This window comes from Steroidobacter gossypii (assembly GCF_016801985.1).
Lineage (GTDB): Bacteria > Pseudomonadota > Gammaproteobacteria > Steroidobacterales > Steroidobacteraceae > Steroidobacter > Steroidobacter gossypii.
On sequence record NZ_JAEVLS010000003.1, the window covers coordinates 464,710 to 490,520 of the forward strand.

The following is a 25,811-nucleotide window of genomic DNA, read 5'->3' on the forward strand; positions in this document are numbered from 1 at the left end:
GGAGAGATGATGTCCACCACGGCGCCTTCCGCCCCCCGGACTGCCGCAGAGCGCATCGCCATCGTCGCGTTCGCGCTGGTGTATCTCATCGTGTTCAACCGCACCTTGCCGCATGGCGATGCGCAGCGCGTGGTGCGGCAGATCGAGAGCGCCGAGCTGCTCTGGAATCCGAACCATCTGCTGCTCGAACCCATCGGCTACTACTTTCATGCGCTGCTCACGGCGCTGGGGCTCGCGCTCGATCCACTCGCCAGCTTCGAAATATTGAGCGGCATCGCGACACTGATCTCATTGACGATCTTCCATGCGGCGTTGCTACGCGCCGGCATTGCCTCGCCCGCGACGCGCCTGTTGTGTGTCGGAGGGCTGTTCGCTTCGCACACGTTTCTGACTTTGACGGTGAATCAGTATTACGTCATCGTGCAGATGCCCATGCTGATGGGTGTCATCTATTACTACGTCGATTTCCTCGCGGCCGCGCGCCGGGGCCAATCGAGAGAGCGCAATCTCTATTACATCGGATTGTTGTTGGCCGGCGCGGTCGGCGTGATGTTCAACAATCTGCCGCTTGCCATCGTCGCCGGTGTCGTAGTGGGTTTCAGTGGAGCAGGGATGCGGCCATGGCAGCCGCGCTACACGCTCAAGTTATGGGCGAGTGCGGCGGCGCTCGGATTTCCGATATTCATCGCGGGTTATCTGCTGTCTGGCACCGACGCTGCGTTTCACACCTGGCTGACCGCTTATCAGGGTGATGCTTCCAGCCGCTTGAACGAGCTGTATGGTCTGGACCTGACGGTCACGGGTCTCATCGAGGCCACTGCATTGGTGGGCTTCAATGCGTTGCTCGGTGCGACGCTTGCGACCGCCGGGCTCGGCACGGTGCTGAAAGTGCTGGCGTTCTCGCAACCGTTCGAATTCATTCCCAACTACGGCACGATCGCCTTGAGCTTGCTGCTGGCGCCTGCCGTGGTCGCCTTCGTCATGGGCGTCGCGTGGTTCGCGTTCCGGCGCGCGCTGAGCGAGCCGCTGGTTCGTTTCCTGTTGGCATGGGTGCTGGTGTACCTGGCGTTCAACTTCCTGTGGGTCGCTGGCGACGATATTTTCTGGGGCCAGATTCTCCCCGCGGTGTGGATGCTCGCGATGCTGGGGCAGGGCGTCATGCCGCAAGTCACATTCGCGACCGGCCTCGCGACGCCGTCCTGGGGGCGCAGGCAATGGCGCCGATTCGCCTTGATGGCGTTCGTGCCGGCGCTGCTCGTCGTCAACACGGCCACCGCCGTGCAGCCGATGTCGGATCGCTCGTTCCTGGAGAAACAGCGGCAGCATGCCGAACTGCTGCACCCCGGAGACATGGAGATCATCCCGGGCTGGGATCAGCGCAAGTGGATGCAGCTCGGCGAAGAAGCAGGCAACGTACGCAAGCTCGTGCTCATGAACATGGCCCTGGCCAAGGAAGGTACGCCCGAGCACATCAGCCGCGCGCCGGAGCAGATCGAGGCGCAGTTGAACGCCGGCGGCCGGGTGATCGTCGCGCGGCTGTACGATAAGGATCACGATCTGATGCCGTGGTATGCGCTCGCCGAGATGGGCTGGCCGCGGCAGAGGATCCAGCAGTTGCTATCGGGCTTCTGCCATCGGCCGGTCGCGACCATCGGCGACGTCGTGTTCCATGAGCTGCACCGCTGCGACTCGCGGCCGCAGACGTCCACTACACCCGATAAGCCTCTCGCCACAGCGACAGGTTGAGCACGCCCCACAGCAGCTCGCTATGGTCGGCGGCGCCACTGCGGTGCTGACTCAGCAGGTCGGTGAGCAGGCGCGCATCGAGCGCTGAAGCGATCGCCGGGCTGCGCAGCGCCTCATCCAGCAATTTGCCCACCGGCCCGTTGCCGGCGAACCATGGTTGCAGCGGCACGCCGAAGCCCGATTTGCGTCGATGAATGATCGGGCCAGGCAGGTAGCGCAGCGCCACATCCTTCAGCACGCGCTTGCGATGCTTCAATGTTTGTTTGTAATGCAGCGGCAAGCTGCGCGCGAAGTCGATCATCTCGTTGTCGAGGAACGGCACGCGCGATTCGATGCTGGTGGCCATGCTCATCTTGTCCTGACGGTTGAGGATCGAGACCAGATAAGTCTGGAAATCCAGGGTCGCAAGCGACGTGACGACATCGAGCCCACGGGCCTGGGCATCGGCCAGACGCTCCTCTCTGTATTCGAGCGGCATCGCCCCGTTGGCGCGCGCCACCTGGCGGACCAAAGACGGATCGGTGCCGGTGGTGTTGTAGATCATCGCGTCGTGCACCGGCCGGCGAGTGAAATCCGCAAGCTTACGCAACCGATGATCCCCGGAGCGGGCCAGCATGGCGAGCGCAGGCGTGCGCAACAGGGCAGGGACGCGATTGATCGTTTGCAACAGACGCGGGATGTAGTAACGCGGATAGCCGCCGAACAGCTCATCGGCGCCTTCGCCCGTCAGCACCACCGTCACGTGCTTGCGCGCCAGCTCGCTGATCGCATAGATGTGCACTGAGTTCGCGAAGTTGAGCGGCAGGTCATGGTGCCATACCAGCTTTGGCAGCAGGCTGGCGAAGTCGCGCTCATCGATGCGCAGCTCGTGGTGATTCGTGCCGCAGGCCTGGGCGGCCATGCGCGCGTACTCGCTTTCGTCGTACGCCGCCTCGTGAAATCCCACCGAGAACGTATTGATGGGGCGCCCCGCATGGCGCGCGGCGATGGCGGTGGTGAGACTCGAATCGATGCCACCGCTACAGAAAGTGCCGAGCGGCACATCGGACATCAGCTGTCGGGCCACCGAGCGGTTCAACACGCGATCGAGCTCGTCGACGGCTTCCTGATAGCTGCCCTGAAAGGGGGCGGGCGACGTGCGGATCGACCAGTATTCGCGCGGCGGCGAGGCGACGCCGCCGACGATCTCCATCGTGTGCCCGGGCGGCACCACGTGCACATCGGCGAACAGATTCTCCGAGCCCGCCACTTGCCGGAACAGCAGATATTCCGCCACGCGCTTTTCGTTGAGGCGCGGCGTGACCAGATCCGATTGAAACAGCGTCTTGATCTCGGAGCCGAACACCACGCCGCGAAGCGTTGCGCTGTAGTAGAGCGGCTTGATGCCGGCCCGGTCGCGCGCCAGTAGCAAACGTTTCTCGACCTTGTCCCAGAGCGCATAAGCGAAGATGCCGTTCAACCTGGCGACGGCGGCGTCGCCCAGGCGCGCGTGCAACGCCAGGATCACTTCGGTATCGGAGCTGCTGCGAAACTGCGCCCCATGCGCTGCGAGCTCCTGCTTGAGTTCGGCGTAGTTGTAGATCTCGCCGTTGTAGACGATCGCGTAACGACCGTCGGCCGTGAACATGGGCTGATGGCCCGCAGGGCTCAGATCGATGATGCTCAGGCGTCGATGACCGAGGCCGAGTGGGCCGTCGATGAAGTCGCCGGCATCGTCCGGTCCTCGATGCGAGATCACGTCGCGCATCGCCATGAGGCGGGCGGGATCGCAAGCCGCATCCCGATAGAACACACCGACGATACCGCACATGGTTAAAGACCTAGATCCACTTTCGAAATCACCCACTTGAACTTGCCGCGCGCGGTGCGCTCGAGCCGCTCGACCTTTTCGATCTCGACGCGCATGTCGGCGCCCAGGCGCGCCTTGAGCTCTCGCACCAGATGGTCGGAATCGCGCTGACTGTACTCGGGCCGCGGTATCAGGCGCACCACCAGCCGGTCAAGGTCTGTTTGCACCAGCTGCGAAGCCTCGATCGAATCCAGCGGCTTGAACGGATGCGTGAGCACCGACGGAGGAATCAACCGCCCGTCCTTCAGACGCAGCAGGTCCTCGGCCTTGGTGGTCACGTCCTCCATCAATCGCAGCGGTCGACCGCAACTGCATTCGTGGGTTTTGAATGCAGTCCTGTCGGTGGTGCGATAACGCAGCATGGGCATGCCGATGTTGTGCAACGACGTGCCGACCATGACGCCTTCCTGTCCGGCAGGCAAGGGCTGGCCGTCCTCGTCGCAGATTTCGGTGACGCCGTACTCCTCGCACAGGTGATGGCCCTCGTGCCTGTCGCATTCGACCGAGAACACTACGCGCTCGGCGGCGGCGTAGTAATCGAACACGCGACACTGGAACGCAGCTTCGATCGCCTCGCGCTGGAAGTCATATAACGTTTCGGAGGAGGTGATCACTGCCTTGACCGGCAGGCGCTCGCCGCGATTGAGGAGCACTTTGGCGAGCACGTACAGCGAGGAGGGATAGCCATCCATCACCGCCGGCTTGAATTCGCGCAGCACCTCGAAGTAGCTGACCAGGTTCTCCGGCGTGAGATGGAAGCTCGACATCAGCAGCTGATTGAGGCTGCGGTTGTGACGCCAGAACGGCGGGCGCTTCTGTGATAGAGGCACGATCACGTTGCCTCGAACCACGGCGGTGCGGTCGCCGTCACGCTGCAATCGGGCGCCGGCCCAGCGATACTGACGATCCATCACCGCGTAGTTCATGGTGATCATGTCGTCGCTGTAGTAGATCTGCAGCGGCGATCCTGTCGTTCCACTGGTATGGCCCTGGGTCAGACGGCGATCCTCGGGGCGCCTGGACTTCAGTTCTTCGCTGCGTCGCTGGATGGTTTCACGCGTGAGCACCGGTATGCGGGGCAAATCTTCCTGCCCGCGGAATTTCTGTGCATCGATGCCGTGATGACGAAACAGCTCGCGATAATACGGGACGTGCTCGGCTGCGTGACGAACGATGGCGCGCAGCCTCTCGTCTTGCCATTCGCGCATCTTCTGAGCATCCCACCACTGACTTTCCTCGAGCAGCGCGCGGAATTCTTCGAAACGCCCGCCGTAGCGCTGACGCTCCAGTCGCGCGCTGAACGCGCTGACCAGCGCGCTCTGCACCGAGGCGGGCGCCAGATCGTATAGGCGCTTGAGCACCGGATTCATCGCTTCGCCTCCTCGACGACGCGGGCGTAGTGACGAGCCAGATCCTCGCTGAGCATGGGCCAGGCGTAACGCTGCTCGGCGCGCTCGCGTGCGGACGCGCCGAGCTGTTGCCGACGATTCGGATCGCGCAACAGATCGATCACCGTGCGCGCGAAGGACTCGGCGTCGTCCGCGAGCAGGAAATGCTGGCCGTTCTCGCCATCGATGCCTTCGGCGCCGACGGACGTGGCGACGATAGGCTTGCCTTGCGCCATCGCATCCACCATTTTGAGCCGCGTGCCACCGCCGACGCGTAGCGGGACGACGTAGACGGCGGATTTCGCAACCCACGGCCGCACGTCATCGACGAACCCCGGCGCTTCGATGGCAGGATCGCTCGCCGCCGCCGCGAGGATGCGAGGGCTCGGGCGCTGGCCGATGGCAAAGAAACGAGCCTCGGGCACCGCGGCCTTGACCTTCGGCCAGATCGCGTCGATGAACCACTCGACCGCGTCTCGATTCGCGAACATGTTCATCCCGCCGGTGTAGATCAGCGCCGGCGTTTCTTCGCCGAGCCGAGGCGCGAAATATTCCGTGTCGACGCCATTGGGGATCACCGCCGTTTTGGCTCCCGGGCAGATCTGTTTCAGCAGCCGCGCATCGGCCTCCGAGACGGTGATGTTGAGCGCGAACTTGTCGGCCTGCTGCTGCTCGTAGCGAACCAAGCGCTCTGTCTGAGCTCGCACATACATTCGAGCCGCCGCGCTCGATTCATGTTCGGCGCGTCGCTTCATCAGCTGCGACTCGATGTTGTGATGAGCGAGCACGGTCGGAACATCGCCGCGGTACTGGCGGAAGGGCGCAAGCGCAATCGTGTCCAGATGCAGGACATCCGGCTTGCGCGTCCGGCAAATTTCATCGATCCGCCGGGCGAGCGCAGTGCTCTTGTGAGCGAGCACGCCGAACGGCTTCGAATACACCGCGCCCGCGGCGAAGGCGACCAGCTTGTGCACTGACGACTGCTTGGGCCACAGCGGAAAATATTCAAGCTCCGCGCAGAACTCTCCGAGCACCTCTCGACTGCGAGCCAGCGGCTCGCCGTGCGGCAACTCATCGGGATGGTGGAAGGCGAGCAGTTGCACTTCATGCTTGCGCCCGAGCTCGCGCAAGAGGTTGAAGCCCCGCTGCAACACGCCTCCGTGGGGTGGATACGGAACGATCTGGGTGACGAAAGTGATGCGCATCAGTGAGTGCCGGTCGGCGGATTGCCCAGGATCTCGTCGTAGAGCGCTTGGTAGTCTTCGACCATGTTGCGCACCTGGAAGCGCTCGGCATGGCGCACGCGGGCCGCGGCGCCCAGACGCCGGGCCCATTCGGGATCCTGCAGCAGGCGATACAAGGCATCGGCCAACGCATCCGAGTCGGCCGAGGGGACGAGCAGGCCGGTCTTGCCATCCTCGATCACATGTGGATTTTCGCCGACGCGTGTGATCACCATGGGACGCCCGTGCGCCATGGCTTCGAGCACCACCACCGACATGGCTTCCCACAGCGAAGACTGCACGAAGATATCGCACGCCGGCAGGGCGCAGTCGGACGCCTCCGGGATCCAGCCGAGAAAGCGCACCTGCTGCGGATCGAGCCCGAGTTGCGCGGCCTGCTCCTGCAGCTGAGTTTGTAACGGACCGCCGCCCACGATCAGCAGCCGGAAGCGGGCGCCCCGGTTTCTCAGTTTCACCGCCGCTTCCAGCAGATGATGCAGGCCCTTTTGTGGGATGAGCGTGCTGATACTGCCGATGATGGGATCGCTGCAGCCGTCGACCGCCGCCTGCACGACCGGCGAAACGCGGGGCACGGGCGCGTCCACCCCATTCCACAAGACGCGCATGCGCCGTTCTGGAATGTCGTACAACGTGCGAATCGAATGTGCCTGTGCGTGGCCGACTGCGACCAGCGCATCCGGAACGCGCCAGAACAGGCGCTCGACCCGCTTGAAATGCGGCTCACGATGCGGGTAGTTGCCGAAATGAAAGGTGTGGATGTGCCGGACCCTCGGGGTCAGCAGCCGACACGCCGAGCCATCCATGAAGCCGTGCATGTCGTGCGTATGTATCAAGTGGAAATCGCGCTGCTGGATCAGCCGGCGCAGCTTGATGAAGGTCAGCCGATCCAGCTTGCCATATTCCCGGCCCGGCAACGGCAGCAGCTCCACGCCCTCGCGTTGCATCTCCTCGCCGACCACGCCGTTCTCTTTCAGGTAACAGACGCTCACGTCGAAGCGCCGGCGATCGATGTTCTTGGCGAGGCACGCCATGACGCGCTCGGCGCCGCCCACGTGCAGCGTCGAAGCCACGATCAGCACCCGGCGCTTGCGCGCGACGGCGGGCTTCGAACGGCTGGCGGCCTGGGTCCCGCGTACTGGGGGAGCGTCGGTACTCACTCGATTGTCGTGTATTCTTGGCAGCTCGGTCACGCGGGTACCGGTCAGCAGATCTGGAGCCGCGAATGATATCTGCAGAGGGGCGGTGTCCGTGTGACTCAGTTGGCGGTCGGCGGGGCGCAGGTGTTGTCTTTGCCGACAGCTCGTATCATCGCTCGACGCGGACGAATCCATGTACAGACGACAGTTCTATTGGCTGCTGCCATGGCTGCTGCTATATGCCGGCGCCGCAAGTTCACAGTCCTCGCAGGACGGAGATGTCCACAAAGTGAATCAGGTCCCATCCACGGCCACTCTGGTGCTGGCCGGCGCATCGTACGTGGGCGGCTGGAAGGAGCCGTCGCTGCCGGGCTATCGCGTCGTCAATCGGGGCGCAGGCGGCGAGGAGACCCATCAGGTGCTGGCGCGCTTCGAGCGTGACGTGATCGCCGCCAAACCGCAGGCCGTGCTGATCTGGGGCCACATCAACAACGTGCACCGCGCGCCGCCGGGCGGCATCGAGGCCACCAAGGAAAAAGCCAAGGCGGACTACCGCGAGATGGTGCGGCTGGCGCGTGAGAACGGCATCGAGGTGATCCTGGCGACCGAAGTGACGGTCAGCGAGGCGGTGGGCCTGACCAATCGAGTGGTGGCGTTCATCAACAACCTGCGCGGCAAGCAGAACTACACCGCCTGGGTCAACGAGCACGTGCGCGATGTGAACGCCTGGTTACGGACGTATGCCCGTGAGCAGGGCCTGCGCCTGTGGGATTTCGAGAAGGTGTTCGACGATGGCGAGGGTTTTCGCAAGCTCGAGTATTCGAGCGAGGACGGCACCCACATCAGCCCCGCCGGCTATGCCGCCTTGACCGATTATGCCCAGGCGCAGCTGAGGCCAAGGGTTTGATGGGCAGGACGCCCGAATGGGGCGGGCGCATGGATGCGCCGCAGGAACCGTAAAAAAATGCGTCAAACGTCGTAAAAAAATGCGTCAACGCAATGTGAGCATTGCATCGCAGACCCGCGCCGGCGGGCTACGCGATCATGCGCGGATCCTGTCCGTTTGACCTAGTGCCTGAATGCGCCCGGTTGGTGTCCACTAGCGGGCTGCAAAGTCACCGAGAATCGTGGGGCGCGAAGGGCCCGTTGAGAATCAAGAATGCCTACCTGGCTCATCAACCTGCTCGGCTCGATCTATTCCAAGCTGCCGGTGGCGATCCGCCCGCCGCTCAAGCGCCTGTTCATGTGGGGTCTGATCCGCATCCAGGGCCTGAGCTCCGGCCGGCGCGTGCAGCATGGCAAGCATGTCGAGTTCCTGGATTTCGAGATCGCCCACCTGGAGCCTTATGAGTTCCTGTCGCCCGCGCCGAACGAAGTGCAGGTGCGCGTTGCGCGCACAACGGTGAGCCCGGGCACCGAGCGCGCCGTGCTGTGCGGTTTGCCGGGCGCGCGTCGACCGTTTCCGTATGTGCCGGGATATTCCGCCGCCGGTGAAGTGGTCGCCGTGGGCAAGAATGTGAAGGGCATTGCGGTGGGCGACCAAGTCGCGGGCCGAGTGCATCACTCGAGCGATGAGACCGTGCCGGCCGCATTGTTGTTTCGTGTTCCGCCGGGCGTCGCACCGGAGTCGGCCAGCTTCATCGAACTGGGCATCATCACCTTGCAGGGCATTCGCAAAGCCAAGATCTCCGCAGGCGATCGCGTGGCGGTCGTGGGCCAGGGCTTGATCGGCCAGCTCGCCAATCGGCTGGTGCGCGCCGTCGGCGCATCGAGCGTCATTGCGGTGGCGCCGAGCCGCCGTCGCGCCAAGACAGCGCTCGCGGGCGCGGGCGCCGATGAATTCATTTCGCTCGAGAAGGGCAACCAGGTGCTCGATGACATCCAGGCCGACGTCGTCATCGAGGCGGTGGGCACCCCCGATGCCGTCACGACTGCGATGCAATGCGCCCGCGACGGCGGCAAGGTCGTGTTGTTGGGCAGCTCGCGCGGCTTGAGTCGCGACGTGGACATCTGGTCCACCACCCAGCAGCGCAATCTCACTATCATCGGTGCGCACATCAGCGCCATTCCCGAGCGCGACGCCAGCCTGACGCGCTGGAGCTACCGGCAGGAAGGCAAGCTGTTCCTGGATCTGCTGCACGCCGGTCGCTTGCAAGTCGCCGATCTGATCACATGGCACGCCGCGCCCAACGAATGCAACGCCGTTTTCGAAGTGCTGGCCAAGGGCGGCGCCGATCAGGTCGCGATCAGCTTCAACTGGCAGGCCGCGCGCTGATCACGCAGTAATCGAGCCATCAGCGCCGCGGCGCAAATCGAACAAAGTTTCTTGCAGAGGTGACATCGGTGGAACCGTTGAGAATTGGTATTGCAGGCGCCGGCGCCATTGCGCAGCGAAATGCGCGCGAGGCGGCGACGTCCGGCGCGGCGAAGATCGTCGGCGTCTTCGATGTCAATCAGAAGGTCGCGCGCGACATGGCGAGCGCGCTCAAGGCCCCGTTCTTCTCCACGTACGAAGATCTGCTGCGCAGCCAGGAAGTCGAAGCGGTGTTGCTCTCGACGCCGCATCATCTGCATCGGCCGCAGACCGTGCAGGCCGCCAACGCCGGCAAGCACGTGCTGGTGGAAAAGCCGATGGCGAACAATCTCGAGGAAGCGGAAGAGATGATCCGCGCCTGCCGCGAGAACGGCGTGAAGCTCACCGTGAACTACAGCTTTCGCTATCTGCCCAAGATTCGCAAAGCCAAGGAGCTGATCGACGCCGGTCTGCTCGGCACCATCACCGGCATCCAGATCATTTCGCATCAGTTCAAGGACCCGGGCTACTGGACCGGCGCGCGCAGCAACTCGCCGGACAACTGGCGCGCCTCGCGCGAGAAGTGCGGTGGCGGCTATCTGATCATGAATGTCTGCCACATCATCGATTACATCTATTTCCTCACCGGCCTCAAGGCGTCGCGCATCTATAGCGAATACGGCACCCTCGGCTCGCCGGCGGAAGTCGAAGACATCATTTCGATTTCATATCGGCTCGACAACGGCGCGATCGGCTCGATCAGCGCCAGCTCGATCATGCGCGGCACGGAGCAGTCCGAAGAGCGCATCTGGGGCACCAACGGCAGCCTGATCCTGAACGGCGAGGGCATCTCGTTCTATTCGACGCGGCCCATCGATGGCAAACGCCCCGGCCAGCTGTACACCCTGAAGAAATTTCCGGAGTTCAGCTGGACCGCCGAGTGGGTGCGCCAGTTCGCCGCCGCCGTGCGCAAGGCGGATGGCCAGCCGGAAGTGTCCTCCCGCGAAGGCTGGGAGAACCTGGCTTTCATTCGTAGCGCCTATGCCTCGCTCGAGCGCGGCGCGCCGCTCGAGATTCCAAAGTTCGAAACGGTCAGGTAGCAGTCGTGGCCGCAATGATCAATGACACAGCGCAGTTCAAGCTGACGGTGGAACGCGTGCAGCCGCCGGTTGCCGCACGCGGCACGCCGCAGACCTATGGCGTCGCAAGCGCCGAAGGCGCTGCGACGGGGCGAGTGCTCGCGCTGCTGCCCGGTCCGGATGTGAGCACGGTCGAGGTCGAGAGCACTCGGTGCATTCCCATCGATGGCCACTTGAGCGCGGAGCATGCGCTGCATGTGCCGGCGCTGGCGATCTCGCTGTGGGCGTGGGAGACGATGCAGCTCGAGATCGGCGAGGCTGCGCTCTACACCGCCGAGTCGCCGTTCGAACATTTCTTGGGCGAGACCGCGTTGCTGCGTGGCGCACTGCCGGTGCTGCAACTTGGCGCGGCGTCGAACTACGCAGCTCCCGAAGGCGTGCAGGTGCTTACCGCCGGCGAGGCAAGCGAGCTGCTCGCCGATCTGAGGGCTCGTCTTGCGGACAGCGTTGGTTTCGCAGCGGTGGACGCGAGCGGCAAGGCCGAAGTCACCGACGTGATATTCGAGGCGCTGCCGCGCTGGGGCAGGCTGTTGCTCGCTGCGCATCGGCCCGCGCCGATCAATGTCGACTTTTATAACAATGTGCACAGAAAAGGCATCGACATGCGCGGCGGTTCATTGGATCCTTTGCGACTGTTCGACCCCGCGCAGCGAGGGACCTATGACGTGTTCGTCCGCCGCGCCATCGCGCTTTTGATGCGACGCCCGGAGGCGGTGCTGCCAAAGCGCGGGTGAGGCTGCATGATCGCCGACACATCCTCGGTTAGCGTAAGAGACGCGGCCCGACCGGTTCGCGTCTGCATGTTGAGCTACTACTATGCGCCGCATTACAGCGGCTCGGCCATCCAAGCTCGCAATCTCAGTTTGCATCTGCAGCCGCGTGGCGTGGAGCTGTTCGTGGTCAGCGCCAACATGACTGGCAGTGCGGAATACGAACTGGTCGACGGCATCCCGGTGTATCGCTTGCCCGTGGTGAAAGACCCATCGCTGCAGGTGCCGTCGTTCATGCTGAGACTGGCGATGTTTCTGATTCGTCGACGCAACAGCTACGACGTGATCCACGCGCATGGAACGTTGCAGCATGCGATCGCATCCCCGGTCGCGCGTCTGCTCGGCAAGCGCTCGCTCTTGAAGGTCGCGATGGCCAACAGTGACATCGACTTCGACCGGCAGGGGCGGCTGTGGGGCCGCGCCAATCGGTACATGGTGAGTCGCTTCGATCGTTACATCGCCACCAGCCGGATCATCCAGGACGAATTCAGTCGCCACTCGTTCGCCAACGGCCGGGTGTACCTCATGCCCAACGGCGTGGACACCGACACCTACCGTCCGTGCGCGACTCGCCAAGAGAAATCCGAGCTGCGCGCGTCCCTGGGGTTGCCGGACAAGCCGACGGTTTGTTTCGTCGGCATCATCATCTCGCGCAAGAACGTCGATCTCGCCCTGCGCGCCTGGCGTGAGGTGCGCCGGGAGCAGATCGATGCGCAACTCGTGCTCGTCGGCCCCTTGCCCGACCGTAGCGACGCAGGCGCCTGGCGCTACTACGAGGAGCTGCTCGGCTACATCGAGCGCGAAGGTTTGAAGGATTCGGTGATCTTCACGGGCTTCAATCTGGCGGTCGCGAGTTACTTGCGCGCGTCCGATATCTTTCTGTTTCCGTCCAAGCAGGAAGGCATGCCGAATGCGTTGCTCGAGGCGATGAGCTCGGGGCTGCCGAGCGTGGCTTCCAGGATCAGCGGCACCGAGGATTTGATCGAGCAGGGCAGCAATGGCTTCATGTTCGCCCTGGAGGACGAGCCGGCCTTCGGGCGCACCTTGATCGAGCTGCTGCGCAATCCCGAGCTCACCCAGCGCGTCGGCGATCAGGCGCGTCGGTTCGTCGAACGGTCGTATTCACTCCGCGCGCTGTCTGCCAGCTACGAGCAGATCTATCGCGACCTGATAGCCGCCCGCGCCTGATGCTCAACGCCAAATCGCCAGCCCTGTGGATCTCGCTCGCGGCGCTCACGCTGGTGACGCGCCTGCCGTATCTCTTTGTCGACGTGATCGACTGGGACGAGAGCACTTTCATCCTCATGGGGCACGCGCTGCTCAACGGCTTTCTGCCCTACGAGCACATCTGGGATCTGAAGCCGCCTGCCATTTTCTTTTTCTTCGCCGGCGTCATCGGCCTCGGTAACGACGTGCTGATGGTGCGAATCGCCGCGATGCTGCTGGTGCTGGGCACCGCTGCGGTCGTGTATGGGATTGCGCGACGACTGCATTCGCATCGGGCGGGGGTGTTCGGAGCGCTCGTGTACGTGCTTAGCATGTGCGCGACGGCGTCCGGTCAAGCGCTCACCTCTGAGTTGATCGCCACGCTGCCCGTGCTGACGGCGCTGTGGCTGTTGCTCACGCGTCGGGGGCTGGGCTGGTACGTGTTGATCGGTGCGCTGCTGTCGTTCGCCACACTGGTTCGTTTGAATCTTGCGTTCGTGGTGATTGCCTTCGCCGTGCTGATTCCGTTCCACGAGCGCGCCGGCGGCATCAACCGCTGCGTGCAGGCGTTAGTCGCTTACGGGGTGGGCGGCCTCGCCGTGTTGCTGGCCTTCATCGCGCCCTACGCGCTAAGCGGTCAATTCCCCTTGTTCTGGTATTCGGTGTTCGAAGCGCCGTTTCGATATGCCACCGAGCAGAGCGGCCCGCTCGAGAACTTCCTGCAACACGCGTTCAACGCGATGGGCATGCGCTGGGGCTTCGACGGCCCGCAGTTCGCCGTCGGCGTGGCCGCGTGGGTGATGGGCGTCATCGGTATCCTGACGGCGATCAATGCGGCGCGGGCGGACAAGGCGCGCGGCAGTTGGCTGGCTCTGGGGACCGCGACCGTTGTGTTGGTGACCACGGGGCTGTCAATCGTGGTCAGCGGCGTCGCGCCCATGCATTATCTGATCGGCCTGCTGCCTTTCATGACATTGTTCGCAGGCATCGCTTACGCGTGGCTCGCGGATCGGGGCTGGGCGTTGGCAGGATGGGCGCTGATCGCGGTCTGCTCGCTTGTGATGCTCGCGCCGCTCGCGGCCGAGTACCGCAGCAGCTGGCAACGGCTCGCCAACGGAGGCGAGCTGATGCACGGCCCCTCGTTTGGCATCGCTGCGTATCTGCGTCAGCCGTGCGCCGACGGCTGCAGTGTCTATCTGCTGGAAGATCACCTCGCCTATGCGCTGCTCAACGTCGATCCGCCCAGGAAGATCGTGACCCATCCCTCGAACATCTCCAAGCCGTCGCTGTTGAATGCCGACATAGGCGCGGAGCCGACGCCGGACGGCGAGATGCAGGCGCTGCTTGCCACGCATCCGGAATACATCGTGAAGCGCGAGCAGGTCTGGTACCTGTTGCCAAGCCAGGCGCAGATGCTCGAGCAGACGTTGCAGCGGCATTACCGCGTGGTGCATGAGGTCGACGGACGCCGGATCTACCAGGCGATCGCTCCCGCGCCGAGCGCGGATGGATCATGAGCGGAGGCCAAAGCATATTACGAGGGATTGCTTCGAACTGGGCGGCGCTCGGCCTGAGCATCGTCATTTCGTTCTTTCTTTCGCCGTTCGTTGTCAACAAGCTCGGCAGTGTCCATTACGGCATCTGGGCGCTGACGCTGCAGTTCACCGGCTATCTGCACCTGCTGGATTTCGGCGTGCGCGAGTCGGTGGTGCGCTACACCGCCAAGTACTGCACGCGCGATCAGCCGGGCCAGCTCAATGCGGTGCTCTCGACCGCGGCGCTCACTTATCTGCCCATCATCCTGTTTTGTTTGTTGATCACCGGACTGGCGGTGTGGGCCGTGCCCGGTCCGTTCAAGATCGAGCCGCAGTATTACACCGAGACCCGCTGGGCCGTGCTGTTCACCGGGCTCACCATCACCCAGTCGTTCTTCTTCAACATCTTTCTCGGCGTGCTGCAGGGCCTGCGTCGCTACGACCTCGCCAACGGCCTGGAGATGGGCATTCAGTTGATTCGCGTGGCCCTGATCGTGACGCTGTTGTCGATGGGCTTCGGGCTGATCGCGCTGTCGGCCATTCAGTTCGGCACGGCGCTGCTGTTGGGCTTCATCGTCATGGGCGTGGCCATCCGGCTGCTGAAACAACGCGGCGTGAAGCTGCGCCCGGCATTGCCCAGAGGCAGGCGGCTGCCCGCGATGGTCCGTCGCATCGTCGGCTACGGCTTCTATTCGTTCGTCCACAGCATCGCCCAGAAGATCGTGTTCTCCTCCGACGTGCTGATCGTCGGCATGACCATGGCGATCCAGTCGGTGACGTTCTATTCGATCGCGGCGACCTTGACTCAGTATCTGAAGACGCTGGTCGGCACCAGCGCACGCGTCTTCCTGCCGGTGTCGAGCGAGCTGCACGCGAGCGGCCGCACCAGCGAGCTGTCGAAATTGTTTCTAGCCGGCGCCAAGTTGAATGTGCTGATCGCTCTGCCGATCGCTTTGACGCTCGCCATTCTCGGCGCTCAGTTCGTCGGCTTGTGGATGGGGCCGTCGTTCGCCGAGCCCGTCGCCACGGTGCTGCCGATTCTCGCATTCACGCAGATTTTTTCTTCGCCGCACAACGTCGTCGTGAACATTCTGTATGGCATCGGGCGACACGCGGCGCTCGCCTGGCTGCGCCTGGGCGAGGCCGTCATCATGGTGATCCTGACGGTGCTGCTGGCGAAGTCCATGGGATTGCCGGGCGTGGCGGTGGGGCAGGCCATTCCGCACGTGCTGCTGGTGATGATCGTGCTGCCCTGCCTGCTGCGATCCATCCTCGGGCTGCCCGTGTCGCGCTACATCGCCGGGGTGTACCTGCGGCCGCTGTTGGCGGGCATTCCCTTCGCTCTGGCGGCGGTGTGGATCCACCGCAGCGTGCACCTGTCCAATCTATTCGAATTCGCCGTGGCGGTGGCGCTGCTGCTCGTGATCTATGCGCCGAGCGTGTACGCGATCGGCTTGACGGCGGAGGAGCGTCAGATGGTGCTCCGAAAGATCGGGCTGCGTCGTTCGGCGCGAGCCATCAGCTGAAGTCCCTGGCCGATCGCGTTCTGCTGTCGGCTTGCTTTACATCTCAGGTTCCCGACCTTGCCGTTTCTCCCCGGCGATGCCGGCAGAATGCCGGTTTCGACGCCGGCTCGTGCGAATTTTGTGGGTGATATGTCACAAAACGGCAGTCAGAAGGGCAGTTGTAGGTGTTTTGGCGGTGCTGCGTGGGAAGTTGGTATGGCGCTTGCTTGATAGTACGCAGCAGCGATCGGGCGAGCTTCACGGGAGGCGCCACGATCGCCAGAAAATCAAAGATCCCATTATCAGGAGAAGATATGTTACGGCCCCTGTTTGTCGCCTCGCTGCTCTCGGTTTGCGGGCTGGCCAATGCCGACATCGTGACGTTCGATGAGATTCCTGCCCACGAAGCCATTACGACGATGGTGAATTCCGGGGAGTACTCCTTCACCTCGAGCCACATGCACACCTATGGCTGCGGCCACTGGGACCTGGTGGCCTCCAACGGCACCACGCACCTGGGCTATGAGTCCGGGCGCGGCTCGCCGATCACCATGACGCGTCAGGACGGCGGCACGTTCTCGCTGCTGTCGCTGGATGCTTCGGAGTTCTATCCGAACGACGGCGGCGATCGGCCGAACGCGGAGTTCCTCCGTATCATCGGCACGTGGCTCGACGGCACCACCGCCAGCCTGGACCTGATGCTCGATGGCATCACCGCGGACGGCGTGGGTGGCGTCATCGACTTCGAGCACTTCACGCTGCCTTCGATCTTCACCAACGTGGTGTCGGTCGTGTTCGAAGGCCTGCGCTTCACCAGCCGCTCCGGCCTCGGCTTCTCCGGCGGTGTCGCTATCGACAACCTCGAAGTGGTGACCGGTGCGGGCACGACTCCCGCCAATGTGCCGGAGCCGGCCTCGCTGGCGCTGCTGGGTCTGGGCCTGGTCGGCATGGGCATGGCCCGTCGCCGCCGCAAGGCCTGAGCCTCGATTCGCCTCTGACGCACAACTCTGCTACAGAGGGATGAAGCAAAACGCCACCGCAATCGCGGTGGCGTTTTCGTTTGGGCGGGAGACTCTTCGATCAAGCCGCGCTTTCGGAACGCTCCTCGATCGGCGCCGGCGGCGCGGTGTTGGCCGCGGCGATGACTCGCTGAGCCACGGCCGGGTGATAGTTCTCCGACTTGAACGCCGCATACAGATCCAACGCCGGCTTGCCCGGGCGCAGCGCCTTTTGCAGCAGGACCGCAAGTCCGCTCAGCATCTTCAGCACCGGGAAGGGCATCCAGAAGAACTTCAGCTCCGGTCGGCTCTTGCGCAGCCGGTTGGCCAGATCGCCACGGGTGGTCGGCGGGACTTCCACCAGATTCACCATCGGCGGGGCGGCCTCGAACGATTCGGCATACGAGCGGATTACTTTCGCGGCCGTGTGGACGTCGCACACGCTCAGCGGCTTCGACGGTCCGCCCATGCCGACGAACAGGCGCACCACGTCGCGGCCCAATCGACCCGGCGGAGTGAAGTCCTCGAAGTCCACCAGAGGTCCCAAGCGGATCGTGCGAACGTCAACGACGCCAGTCGCCGCGTGCTCGATGGCGATGGCTTCGGCTTCGGCCTTGGCCCAAACGTACGGGCCGCGCGCCAGATTGCCGCGATCCACCGGGGAATCTTCCTGCAACACGCTCGGGCCGGGCTTCAGCACCGCGACGCTGCTGATGTTGATAAGTCGGCGCACGCCGGCGCGCTGCATGGCGTCCAACAGATTTCGAGTGGCCACGATCGAGTTGCGCTCATGCGCCGCCTGGTTGCCGGCCGTTTCGGCGGCCAGGTGAGCGACGACAGAAACATCCTTGAGCGCCTCGGGCGGCACTTCGCGACCGAGATCGCCTTCGACATATTCGACGCCGGGCACCTGCGCCCGGGCCGACGGTTTACGACGCACCAGCGCCCGCACCGGCCAGCCTCTCTGCCGCAGTTCTCGCAGCGTCGGACGGCCCAGGAAGCCCGATCCGCCCGTGACCAGTACCACGCCACGGGAATGATCCACGCGCGGCAGGCGAGCCGTGCGTTCTTCCAAACTGCGTCGGGCTTCTTCCTCGGCCCGCGCGTCCACCGCATGCAGGCGTTGTGAGATCTCTTCGCAGATCTGCACGGTGTTCATGATCGTCGCGCGCTCCATCGGCAGCGGCGCAGAGGGCGAGCGGACGCTGTTGTAGAGGCGCTCGAGCAACTCGCCCAGGCCCGGATAGCTCTTCTGGCGACGGAACAGCAGGCGACCCACGCCGCCCACGCTGCCCCAGAATTTTTGTGACGACTGGCTGAAGGGCTTGAACACCACCGCCGGGGCGGACGCGCCGGGGCCGAAGGATTTGACGATGTCGCCCAGAATGAAGTCGGCGGTCACCGAACCGTTGGTGCCGACCACGCGCAGGTAGGACTCCACTGGCCGACCCCGCAGCGTGACGATCAGGGTGGCCAACGTTTTGCCGCTGCGAATCACGGCGCGCACTTCGCCTTCGTGGGCGACTTCGAAGGAGGCGAGCTGCGGCATGGCGCCAGGCTCATGCTCCAGGGCACTCAACAACAGATAAACCGGATGCGGCAGGATGTCGATCAACTGGTCGACCGCCGACAGCGGCGCGCCGCCATCGGGCCGGCGCCGCACCGGCTTGAACGAGAAGTAGCTCTCGACGTGGATCAAATCGCCGATCATCGGCAGGTACTGCTGATACAGCTGCCCGGCGCGCTGGAACAACACCTGATGGGCGGCGCAGGCGCGCAGACCGCGACTTGCGGCGAGATCGAGAATCTCGGCGGCTTCACGCCGGTTCAAAGCAAACGGCTTTTCGACATAGACACTCGCGCCGGCCAGCAGACACTGCTTGGCGAGCTCGTAGTGGGTGTGCGGCGGAGTGACGATATGCACGATGTCCGGCTTCACCTCCTGCAGCAAGGTGGCCGCATCGGCATAGGCCTGGATGTCGGCGCCGAAGCGCTCCTTGATCTCCTCGGCCGTCAGAAACGGGTCGCCTACCGCAACGAAGCGCGCCCCCGGCTGCAGCCGGATGGCTGTTCCGTGCTTCTGGGCCATCTTGCCGCCGCCCAGAATCGCGACCCGAAGTTCCTTGCTCATGACACCCCGCCGATGCGAAAAACGGCGGGGAGTTTACCCGCCGGGCCGGCCTCCTGGGTGGGATGTGACCCACACGTTCACAGGTTGGCTCGAAGCCGTGGAAACCGCGCAGCTTAGCGGCAGAACGACTTCATGCGCGGCCCCTAAGTCGGTAGTACAGGCGGCCCAGATACTCGTGCACGGCCAGATCCGAGACCCCGAGAGAGTTGGGCGAGGGCCAGGGCTCGGCGAGCGACCACCGATGCGGCAGCTGATGATCGGTCGGCGCCGGGACGGCATGCAACTGCTGCCGCTCGACGGCCGCCATGGCGCGCGGCAAATGTCCGGCCGAAGTGACCAGAAAGAATGGCGCATCGCCCACCAGCGGACGTAGCTGGGCGGCGCTTTCGGCCGTGGTGAGCGAACGGCTTTCGAGCACCAGCTTCTCGCGAGGCACGCCGAGTTTCTCGAGCACGGCGCCCATGGTCCGCGTCGTCGTCGGGTCGCCGGTGACGACCACGTTGCAATCGGGCCGGTCGTGATACAGCTCCAGCGCCATCAGGATGCGATAGGCGGCGGACGCGCTGAGCCTGCCGCTCAGCGGCATCTCCGGATCTTCGGCGGCCCAGCCGGTCAGCACGACGATGTGGCGCGCCTCGGGAAACTGGCGCCCATCGTGCACCGTGGGATAGGCGTATTCGAGCGGGCTCATCAGCGAGGCGGCGGTCATGCCGGAGGAGAACACGAACGTCAGCGTTCCGGACGCCGCGAGCAACCCCCAGGAGGCGCGTCGCGCCCGGGGCCACGCGTAGGCGAGCAGACCCAGCACAAACAACAGATACGCCGCACCCGACGGCAGGACTATCTCGCTCAACGCAGTCTCCCCTATGCTCCTCGAAGTGATTTTGCCGGGTGTGGCGGAATCGTTGTTGGAGTTTCGATGCTACACAAACGGATCGTGAGCCAGCGCTCTGGGAGCGCCGCGACGCTTGGATGTTTGCTTGCCCTGTCTGCGCTCGCGACGCACGCGCAGGAGCGACCTGTTTCGAGCGAGCGTTTTGCATTGCGCGTCGAGACGGTCGCGAGCGGGCTCGAGCATCCGTGGTCCGTCGCCTTCCTGCCCGACGGTCGGATGCTCGTCACCGAGCGGCCGGGTCGGATGCGCATCGTCAATGGCGACGGAGAATTATCCGCGCCGCTGCCAGGACTGCCGGCCGTGGCGGCGCGTGGGCAGGGTGGCTTGCTCGATGTGGTCCTCGCGCCAGATTTCGCCGAATCGCGCCAGGTGTTCTGGTCGTATGCGGAGCGTCGCGCCGAGGGCAGCGGCACGAGCGTGGCGCGCGGCCGGTTGGTGAACGACCGTCTCGAAGACGTAAAAGTGATATTCCGCCAGACGCCCGGTGTCGAGAGCCATGGCCACTTTGGCTCACGCCTGGTGTTCGCGCGCGATGGTGCGCTGTTTGTGACATTGGGCGAGCGGCAGGCGCGTCACTTCGCCGTCCGCGCCCAGGACCTTGAAACTCATTTCGGCAAGATCGTGCGCCTGGATCGTGACGGCAAGGCGCTCCCCGACAATCCATTCTGGCGCGTGGCCGGCGCGGCGCCGGAGATCTGGTCCTACGGCCATCGCAATGTGCAGGGCGCGGCGCTGCATCCGCAGACAGGCGAGCTGTGGGCGGTGGAACACGGGCCCAAGGGCGGCGATGAGCTCAACATCGTGCGAGCCGGTGCGAACTACGGTTGGCCGCTCGTGACTCACGGCATCGCCTATTCGGGCGAGCCGCTCGGCGTAGCCACCGAGCGCCCCGGCATCGCCAGTGCGGTGAAGGTCTGGGTGCCATCGATTGCGACCACGGGTCTTGCCTTCTACACCGGCGATCGGCTGGCGCCCTGGCGAGGAAATGTTTTTGTCGGCGGTCTCTACGGCATGCTGGTCAGGCTCGAGCTCGACGGCGAGCGGGTGGTTCATGAGGAACGTTTGTTGACCGAGCTCAAGGAGCGCATCCGCGATGTGCGCCAGGGCCCGGATGGCTGTTTGTATGTGCTCACGGACAGCCCGAAAGGTCGCCTTCTGAAGCTCGATCGCGCCGCGCCCTGAGCATTGCAGACGCTGCCAGCAGAGTACTTACGATGGCGCAGTCGCGGCGCTCAGCATCTGCAAGATTTGTCTCAAGTTAAGAAATGATTCCACGTTGAGGTGCGCTTGGAACGTTTGCAGCGGCGTTCGAGCCGCAATCAGCTACTTTGAAGGAACCGTTTCATCGGCGACAGGTTTTCCCCTGGTCGGGCGTATGTCGCGCGCCGACGCTTCAGCGGGAAATCAAGTCATGAAACAGTTCACCACCAAACGAGTCCTGGTTACTGGCGGCGCGGGCTTTCTCGGCTCGCATCTGTGCGACCGCCTGGTGGCGGACGGTCACGACGTGCTGTGCGTCGACAACTTCTTCACCGGCTCCAAGGTCAACATTTCGCAGCTCATCGATCGGCCCGGCTTCGAGCTGATGCGTCACGATGTGACTTTTCCGCTGTATGTGGAGGTGGACGAGATCTACAACATGGCGTGCCCCGCCTCGCCGATCCATTACCAGCACGATCCGGTGCAGACCACCAAGACCAGCGTGCACGGCGCGATCAACATGCTGGGCCTCGCCAAACGCGTGGGAGCGAAGATCCTGCAGGCCTCGACCTCGGAGGTGTATGGCGATCCTTCGGTGCATCCGCAGGTGGAGGAGTACTGGGGCAACGTCAATCCGATCGGGCTGCGCTCTTGTTACGACGAGGGCAAGCGCTGCGCCGAAACGTTGTTCTTCGATTACTACCGGCAGCACCGGCTGCGCATCAAGGTCGCGCGCATCTTCAATACCTATGGTCCGCGCATGCATCCCAACGACGGCCGCGTGGTGTCGAACTTCATCGTGCAGGCGCTGCAGAGCGAGCCCATCACCATCTATGGCGATGGCAGCCAGACGCGCGCGTTCTGTTACGTCGACGACATGATCGAGGCGTTCTTGTTGCTCATGAAAAGTCCCGATCCGGTCACCGGTCCGATCAACATCGGCAATCCCGGCGAATTCACCATGCTGGAGCTGGCCGAGGCGGTGCTGGAGATCACCAACTCGAAATCCAGGATCGTGCGCCAGCCGTTGCCGGTCGACGATCCGAGGCAGCGGCGGCCGGATATCGAGAAGGCGCAGCAGCTGCTGGGCTGGACGCCCAAGGTGCCGTTGAAGGAGGGGCTGGCGCGGACGGTGGAATATTTCGACAAACTGATCAGCGCGCCCAAGAAGGCGGTCCGAGTCGCGTCGTTGCCCGGAGGAGACGCCCGCGCGGTGGCGCGGGCGTGATGCTCAACGCTGCTTGAAGTCTTCCGGCGTCAGCTGATGACGCGCGAGCAGCTTGTAGAAGTCCGTGCGATTGCGTTTCGCCAGGCGGGCCGCCTGACTCACGTTGCCGCCGGTGATTTGCAGGATCTGCGACAGATAGTTACGGGTGAACTCATCGCGCGCCTCATCGAAGGAGGGCAGGCGAGTGGGGCCGCCGCCCAGCGCCGCCTGCACCAGCTCCGCGCTGATGATGGGGCTGGTGGCGAGCGCCACGTTCTGACGAACCACGTTTTCCAGCTGACGCACATTGCCCGGCCACTCGGCGCTGACCAGCAGCTCGACCGCCTCCGGCGCATAGATGTGCCGTTGCTCGCCGGTTTCCTGAGCGACCTTCTCCAGGAAGTGCGACACCAACAGCGGCACGTCCTCGCGACGCTTGGCGAGCGAGGGCATCTCGATGTGCACCACGTTCAAGCGGTAGTACAGATCTTCGCGGAAATGGCCGCCCATGATGAGCTGCTTCAGATCGCGGTGGGTCGCGGAGATGATGCGCACGTTGACGGTGGTCGCATCGGTGCTGCCCACCGGGCGCACCTGATTCTCCTGCAACACGCGCAGCAGCTTCACTTGCAGACGCATCGGCATGTCGCCGATCTCATCGAGCAGCAGGGTGCCGCCGTCAGCCGCCTGGAACAGGCCGCGATGCTCGCGGATGGCGCCGGTGAACGCGCCCTTCACATGTCCGAACAGCTCGCTCTCCAGCAGGTTCTCCGCCATGGCGCTGCAGTTGATGGCCACGAACGGACGATTGCGACGCGGGCTCGCCTTGTGGATGGCGCGAGCGAGCAGTTCCTTGCCGGTGCCGCTCTCGCCAGTGATCATGACGCGCGCATCGGTGCCGGCCACCATGTGGGCCTGGGCCATGCGCTCTTCCATCACGGCGCTGCGCGTGATGATCTCGCTGCGCCAGTCTTCGGTGGTGTCGGCGAAGCCGGAGACCTTGAGCGCCTTCTGCACCTGATCGAGCAGTTCCTGCTTGTCGACCGGCTTGGTCAGGAAGGCGAACGCGCCGCTCTGGGTCGCCTGCACCGCATCCGGAATGGTGCCGTGGGCGGTCAGGATGATGACCCGCAGGCCGGGGGCCCGGCTCTGGATCTCTTTCAACAAACCGATGCCGTCCATCTGGTCCATGCGCAGATCGGTGATCACCAGATCCGGGCGCACACGGGCGAGGGCGGCGAGCGCCGCGGCCGCGCTTTCGACAGCGTCGACCTCGTAGTTCTCGGCACGCAGGCGAATCGTGAGCAGCCGGAGCAGCCCCGGATCGTCGTCAACGACTAGCAGACGGGCTTTGCGTTTCACTTGGGGCGGCATCGCGATTGCCAGGGGGCGTGGGACTGCGTTCAATGATAGACCTCTCGATTTCTTTGATCGCGTCCAGCTTCTGCTGGGCTTCGGCGAGGGCACGACGCAGACGTTGGTTCTCTTCGATCTGCGCCTGAATGCGCTTGTCCGAGTTTGCCTGCGTTCGACTGCGGTCGTCGAGTGTCGCAAGCAACCGACGATTTTCGGCCTCGAGCTTCAATCTAACATCGGTCTCATGCAGCAATACTGCGGCAAGCGTGCGCTCATCCTGCGTGAGCCGCTCCGGGGTGGCCAGCAGCGTTTCCAGCAAACGTTTGCCCTCTGAGGGACTACTTGCGGGATGGCCAGCTGTGACCAGTGCAACGGCATAACGCAACGTGCTCGCAGTGGTCGGCGCGCGCGTGTATTCGCGCTCGACCTCATAAAACAAATCGGCCTGGCGCGCCGGATCCGGCGTGCTCAGATTGTTCATGATGTCCAGATAAGCAGGCGCATTGCCGCTCACCGGCGCGCTCGCCATCGGCGCGTTCTCGGCGGCGGCATTCGCCTGTGCTTCGGTGCGCAGACGCTCGATGAGCGCGCAGCCTTGCAGGAGCAGCATCGCCACGCAGATCGACAGCAGACGGGAAGTGCGATTGAGCTTCATCATGGCCCGCTATGCCGGCTCGTTTTCGAGTGCGGGCGCGAGCGGCAGCCGGACGCGGAAATGCGCGCCCGGAAACATGCCGTCCAGGATCTCGATCGAGCCGCCGTGGGCCTGCACGAATTCCGAGACCACCGACAGGCCGATGCCAGTGCCTTTGAGATGACCGGAGACCGGCGCACGGCCGGAATAGAACGCATCGAAGATCGCAGAGCGCTCATCCTTGGAGATGCCGGGGCCGGTATCGGCGACATCGAGCACCAGCTGTTCCTTGTCCGCTTTGGCATGAATGAAAATGGTCCCGCCTCGAGGGCTGTATTTGAGCGCGTTCGACAGCAAGTTATCCAGAATCAGCTTGAGCTTGGCCCGATCGGCGTGCAGCTCGATATCTTGTACTTTCAGATCCAGGTGCACCCGCTGCGCCAGCAAGGTCAGCTGATGCGTCTCCAGCGCCGATTTGATCAGCGGCCGCAACCGGAACTCGGAAATCTCCAGCCCCGAATGCCGCGCCTGCCAGGCGCTGAATTCCAGCAGGTTCTCGATCAGCTGCTGCAGCTTGATGCCATTGTCGCGCAGGATGGTGGTGACCTCGCGCTGCGCGCTGTCCAGCTCACCGACCGCGCCGTCCATCAGCAGTTCCGTGCCCTCGCGAATACTGGCAAGCGGAGTTTTCAACTCATGCGACATATGTCGCAGGAATCGATTGCGCTCTTGCGCCAATTCCAGCAGCCGCACCCGCAGCCATTCCAGCTGCCGGCCCAGATTCACCAGGTCGGTCGGGCCGCGCACCGCGATCGGTCGCGAGAACGTGCCTTTGCCGAGCTGGCTGATCGCCAGGTCGATCTGGCGGATCGGTCGCATCAGCAGGAACGTAAACACGCCCACCAGCATCGCCGTGAGCAGGATCAGCACCGCCGACTGCCAGAACAGATATTTCTGCGTGTCCGCGGTCGATTGCTGCAGCCGTGACAATCCGGTCTCGACCTGTTCTCCCGTGACCGCCGACAGCGCGAACGCTGCCTGCCACATCGGCGCGATCGCCTCGACCGCGTCTCGCACCGTTTCGGGCGAGGCCGGCGCCGGCGAGAGCAGGGCGGCGTCGATCCGTCGCAACGAACTGCGCAGCGCTCGCAGTTGCAGCCCATGCTCAGGATCGACGGCGACCGTCTCGATGCTCTCCAGCGTGGCCAGCAGCCGCTCGCGACTGTCGTTGTAGACATCGAGGAGACCCGGATCGTTCAGCACCTGATACAGCTTGGCGCTGCGCTCGATCGGCGCGATCTGCTGAAACAGCTGCTGAGTGTAATGCGTGGTCTGCACGCCGCTGCGAACCAACGTGGCGCTCTCTTCGGAGAGATTGCGGACCTTGGTCGCGGCGATCACCACCCCGAGCAGCAGCGGGATGGAAACCAGCGCGAAACCGGTCAGCATCAGGCTGTTCAGAGAGCTGGGGCGGGGCAAACGCATGGGGGCGGATTCTAGCGCTCGAAGTGGCTGCATTGCGCATCCGCGCGAGCTAAAGCGCGCTGGCCTGCCGGGGCAGCCAGGGTCGAGCTCACGC

20 protein-coding genes are annotated in these 25,811 nt (G+C 63.9%); 11 read left to right on the top strand and 9 right to left on the bottom strand.

The features are described from left to right. The first annotated feature begins 6 nt into the window (after window positions 1–6). Window positions 7–1,746, top strand: coding sequence for a hypothetical protein (locus tag JM946_RS15950; RefSeq protein WP_218042892.1), 1,740 nt, complete (start codon window positions 7–9; stop codon window positions 1,744–1,746). On the opposite strand, the gene asnB is transcribed toward JM946_RS15950, so the two are convergent. Genes asnB through JM946_RS15970 form a run of 4 tightly spaced genes read right to left on the bottom strand, consistent with a single transcriptional unit; the run spans window position 1,709 to window position 7,384 of the window. Beyond that, a complete protein-coding gene (gene asnB / locus JM946_RS15955; protein WP_203168335.1) occupies window positions 1,709–3,556 on the bottom strand; it encodes an asparagine synthase (glutamine-hydrolyzing) in 1,848 nt (615 codons plus the stop codon). The two genes, JM946_RS15950 and asnB, sit on opposite strands and share 38 nt — an antisense overlap. A gap of 2 nt (window positions 3,557–3,558) precedes the next feature. Next, on the bottom strand, window positions 3,559–4,965 hold the full coding sequence (locus tag JM946_RS15960) for a phenylacetate--CoA ligase family protein (RefSeq protein ID WP_203168336.1): 1,407 nt from the start codon (window positions 4,963–4,965) through the stop codon (window positions 3,559–3,561). Continuing rightward, window positions 4,962–6,188, bottom strand: a complete 1,227-nt coding sequence (locus JM946_RS15965; RefSeq protein WP_203168337.1) for a glycosyltransferase — start codon at window positions 6,186–6,188, stop codon at window positions 4,962–4,964. The genes JM946_RS15960 and JM946_RS15965 overlap by 4 nt, the downstream gene beginning before the upstream one ends. Continuing rightward, window positions 6,188–7,384, bottom strand: a complete 1,197-nt coding sequence (locus tag JM946_RS15970; protein WP_203168338.1) for a glycosyltransferase family 4 protein — start codon at window positions 7,382–7,384, stop codon at window positions 6,188–6,190. Before JM946_RS15970 ends, JM946_RS15965 begins: the two co-directional genes overlap by 1 nt. Before the next feature lie 172 nt (window positions 7,385–7,556). On the opposite strand from JM946_RS15970, the gene JM946_RS15975 reads away from it, so the two are divergent. The 8 genes from JM946_RS15975 (at window position 7,557) to JM946_RS16010 (ending at window position 16,791) form a co-directional block, all read left to right on the top strand. Beyond that, window positions 7,557–8,270: a GDSL-type esterase/lipase family protein gene (locus JM946_RS15975; RefSeq protein ID WP_203168339.1), complete on the top strand. Its 714-nt coding sequence runs from the start codon at window positions 7,557–7,559 to the stop codon at window positions 8,268–8,270. Window positions 8,271–8,522: 252 nt separating this feature from the next. Beyond that, on the top strand, window positions 8,523–9,638 hold the full coding sequence (locus tag JM946_RS15980) for a zinc-dependent alcohol dehydrogenase (RefSeq protein WP_203168340.1): 1,116 nt from the start codon (window positions 8,523–8,525) through the stop codon (window positions 9,636–9,638). 68 nt (window positions 9,639–9,706) lie between these two features. After that, on the top strand, window positions 9,707–10,756 hold the full coding sequence (locus JM946_RS15985) for a Gfo/Idh/MocA family protein (protein ID WP_203168341.1): 1,050 nt from the start codon (window positions 9,707–9,709) through the stop codon (window positions 10,754–10,756). Between the two features lie 14 nt (window positions 10,757–10,770). Further along, window positions 10,771–11,529, top strand: a complete 759-nt coding sequence (locus tag JM946_RS15990) for a hypothetical protein (protein ID WP_203168342.1) — start codon at window positions 10,771–10,773, stop codon at window positions 11,527–11,529. Between the two features lie 6 nt (window positions 11,530–11,535). Continuing rightward, window positions 11,536–12,753 (top strand): glycosyltransferase family 4 protein, encoded by a 1,218-nt coding sequence (locus JM946_RS15995; protein WP_203168343.1) that lies wholly within the window; start codon window positions 11,536–11,538, stop codon window positions 12,751–12,753. Beyond that, window positions 12,753–14,288 carry an ArnT family glycosyltransferase gene (locus tag JM946_RS16000; RefSeq protein ID WP_203168344.1) on the top strand — a complete coding sequence of 512 codons (1,536 nt, stop codon included), beginning with the start codon at window positions 12,753–12,755 and terminating at the stop codon, window positions 14,286–14,288. The genes JM946_RS15995 and JM946_RS16000 overlap by 1 nt, the downstream gene beginning before the upstream one ends. Further along, a complete protein-coding gene (locus JM946_RS16005) occupies window positions 14,285–15,832 on the top strand; it encodes an oligosaccharide flippase family protein (protein ID WP_203168345.1) in 1,548 nt (515 codons plus the stop codon). Before JM946_RS16000 ends, JM946_RS16005 begins: the two co-directional genes overlap by 4 nt. 293 nt (window positions 15,833–16,125) lie before the next feature. Next, window positions 16,126–16,791: a PEP-CTERM sorting domain-containing protein gene (locus JM946_RS16010; RefSeq protein WP_203168346.1), complete on the top strand. Its 666-nt coding sequence runs from the start codon at window positions 16,126–16,128 to the stop codon at window positions 16,789–16,791. A 100-nt stretch (window positions 16,792–16,891) separates the two neighbouring features. Here JM946_RS16010 and JM946_RS16015 read toward each other — a convergent pair whose 3' ends face one another. After that, window positions 16,892–18,940 (bottom strand): Gfo/Idh/MocA family oxidoreductase, encoded by a 2,049-nt coding sequence (locus JM946_RS16015; protein WP_203168347.1) that lies wholly within the window; start codon window positions 18,938–18,940, stop codon window positions 16,892–16,894. Between the two features lie 130 nt (window positions 18,941–19,070). Next, window positions 19,071–19,793, bottom strand: a complete 723-nt coding sequence (locus JM946_RS16020) for a YdcF family protein (protein ID WP_203168348.1) — start codon at window positions 19,791–19,793, stop codon at window positions 19,071–19,073. Between the two features lie 66 nt (window positions 19,794–19,859). On the opposite strand from JM946_RS16020, the gene JM946_RS16025 reads away from it, so the two are divergent. Next, complete coding sequence (locus tag JM946_RS16025; protein ID WP_203168349.1) at window positions 19,860–21,017, top strand: PQQ-dependent sugar dehydrogenase; 1,158 nt, start codon at window positions 19,860–19,862, stop codon at window positions 21,015–21,017. A gap of 229 nt (window positions 21,018–21,246) precedes the next feature. Continuing rightward, window positions 21,247–22,263: a UDP-glucuronic acid decarboxylase family protein gene (locus tag JM946_RS16030; RefSeq protein ID WP_203168350.1), complete on the top strand. Its 1,017-nt coding sequence runs from the start codon at window positions 21,247–21,249 to the stop codon at window positions 22,261–22,263. Window positions 22,264–22,266: 3 nt separating this feature from the next. Here the strand turns inward: JM946_RS16030 and JM946_RS16035 are convergent, their stop codons facing one another. The 3 genes from JM946_RS16035 to JM946_RS16045 are packed head-to-tail and all read right to left on the bottom strand — an operon-like array spanning window position 22,267 to window position 25,717. Then, on the bottom strand, window positions 22,267–23,604 hold the full coding sequence (locus JM946_RS16035) for a sigma 54-interacting transcriptional regulator (RefSeq protein WP_322110941.1): 1,338 nt from the start codon (window positions 23,602–23,604) through the stop codon (window positions 22,267–22,269). Next, window positions 23,573–24,256 (bottom strand): hypothetical protein, encoded by a 684-nt coding sequence (locus JM946_RS16040; protein ID WP_203168352.1) that lies wholly within the window; start codon window positions 24,254–24,256, stop codon window positions 23,573–23,575. Before JM946_RS16040 ends, JM946_RS16035 begins: the two co-directional genes overlap by 32 nt. 6 nt (window positions 24,257–24,262) lie before the next feature. Beyond that, a complete protein-coding gene (locus JM946_RS16045) occupies window positions 24,263–25,717 on the bottom strand; it encodes a sensor histidine kinase (protein ID WP_203168353.1) in 1,455 nt (484 codons plus the stop codon). Between the last annotated feature and the right edge of the window lie 94 nt (window positions 25,718–25,811).

What these genes read in the sequence shown, in the direction of transcription:
- JM946_RS15950 (WP_218042892.1), top strand. Translation starts at nt 7, where the DNA reads ATGATGTCCACCACGGCGCCTTCCGCCCCCCGGACTGCCGCAGAGCGC.
- asnB (WP_203168335.1), bottom strand. Translation starts at nt 3,556, where the DNA reads ATGTGCGGTATCGTCGGTGTGTTCTATCGGGATGCGGCTTGCGATCCC.
- JM946_RS15960 (WP_203168336.1), bottom strand. Translation starts at nt 4,965, where the DNA reads ATGAATCCGGTGCTCAAGCGCCTATACGATCTGGCGCCCGCCTCGGTG.
- JM946_RS15965 (WP_203168337.1), bottom strand. Translation starts at nt 6,188, where the DNA reads ATGCGCATCACTTTCGTCACCCAGATCGTTCCGTATCCACCCCACGGA.
- JM946_RS15975 (WP_203168339.1), top strand. Translation starts at nt 7,557, where the DNA reads ATGTACAGACGACAGTTCTATTGGCTGCTGCCATGGCTGCTGCTATAT.
- JM946_RS15980 (WP_203168340.1), top strand. Translation starts at nt 8,523, where the DNA reads ATGCCTACCTGGCTCATCAACCTGCTCGGCTCGATCTATTCCAAGCTG.
- JM946_RS15990 (WP_203168342.1), top strand. Translation starts at nt 10,771, where the DNA reads ATGATCAATGACACAGCGCAGTTCAAGCTGACGGTGGAACGCGTGCAG.
- JM946_RS15995 (WP_203168343.1), top strand. Translation starts at nt 11,536, where the DNA reads ATGATCGCCGACACATCCTCGGTTAGCGTAAGAGACGCGGCCCGACCG.
- JM946_RS16000 (WP_203168344.1), top strand. Translation starts at nt 12,753, where the DNA reads ATGCTCAACGCCAAATCGCCAGCCCTGTGGATCTCGCTCGCGGCGCTC.
- JM946_RS16005 (WP_203168345.1), top strand. Translation starts at nt 14,285, where the DNA reads ATGAGCGGAGGCCAAAGCATATTACGAGGGATTGCTTCGAACTGGGCG.
- JM946_RS16010 (WP_203168346.1), top strand. Translation starts at nt 16,126, where the DNA reads ATGTTACGGCCCCTGTTTGTCGCCTCGCTGCTCTCGGTTTGCGGGCTG.
- JM946_RS16015 (WP_203168347.1), bottom strand. Translation starts at nt 18,940, where the DNA reads ATGAGCAAGGAACTTCGGGTCGCGATTCTGGGCGGCGGCAAGATGGCC.
- JM946_RS16025 (WP_203168349.1), top strand. Translation starts at nt 19,860, where the DNA reads ATGCTACACAAACGGATCGTGAGCCAGCGCTCTGGGAGCGCCGCGACG.
- JM946_RS16030 (WP_203168350.1), top strand. Translation starts at nt 21,247, where the DNA reads ATGAAACAGTTCACCACCAAACGAGTCCTGGTTACTGGCGGCGCGGGC.
- JM946_RS16040 (WP_203168352.1), bottom strand. Translation starts at nt 24,256, where the DNA reads ATGATGAAGCTCAATCGCACTTCCCGTCTGCTGTCGATCTGCGTGGCG.
- JM946_RS16045 (WP_203168353.1), bottom strand. Translation starts at nt 25,717, where the DNA reads ATGCGTTTGCCCCGCCCCAGCTCTCTGAACAGCCTGATGCTGACCGGT.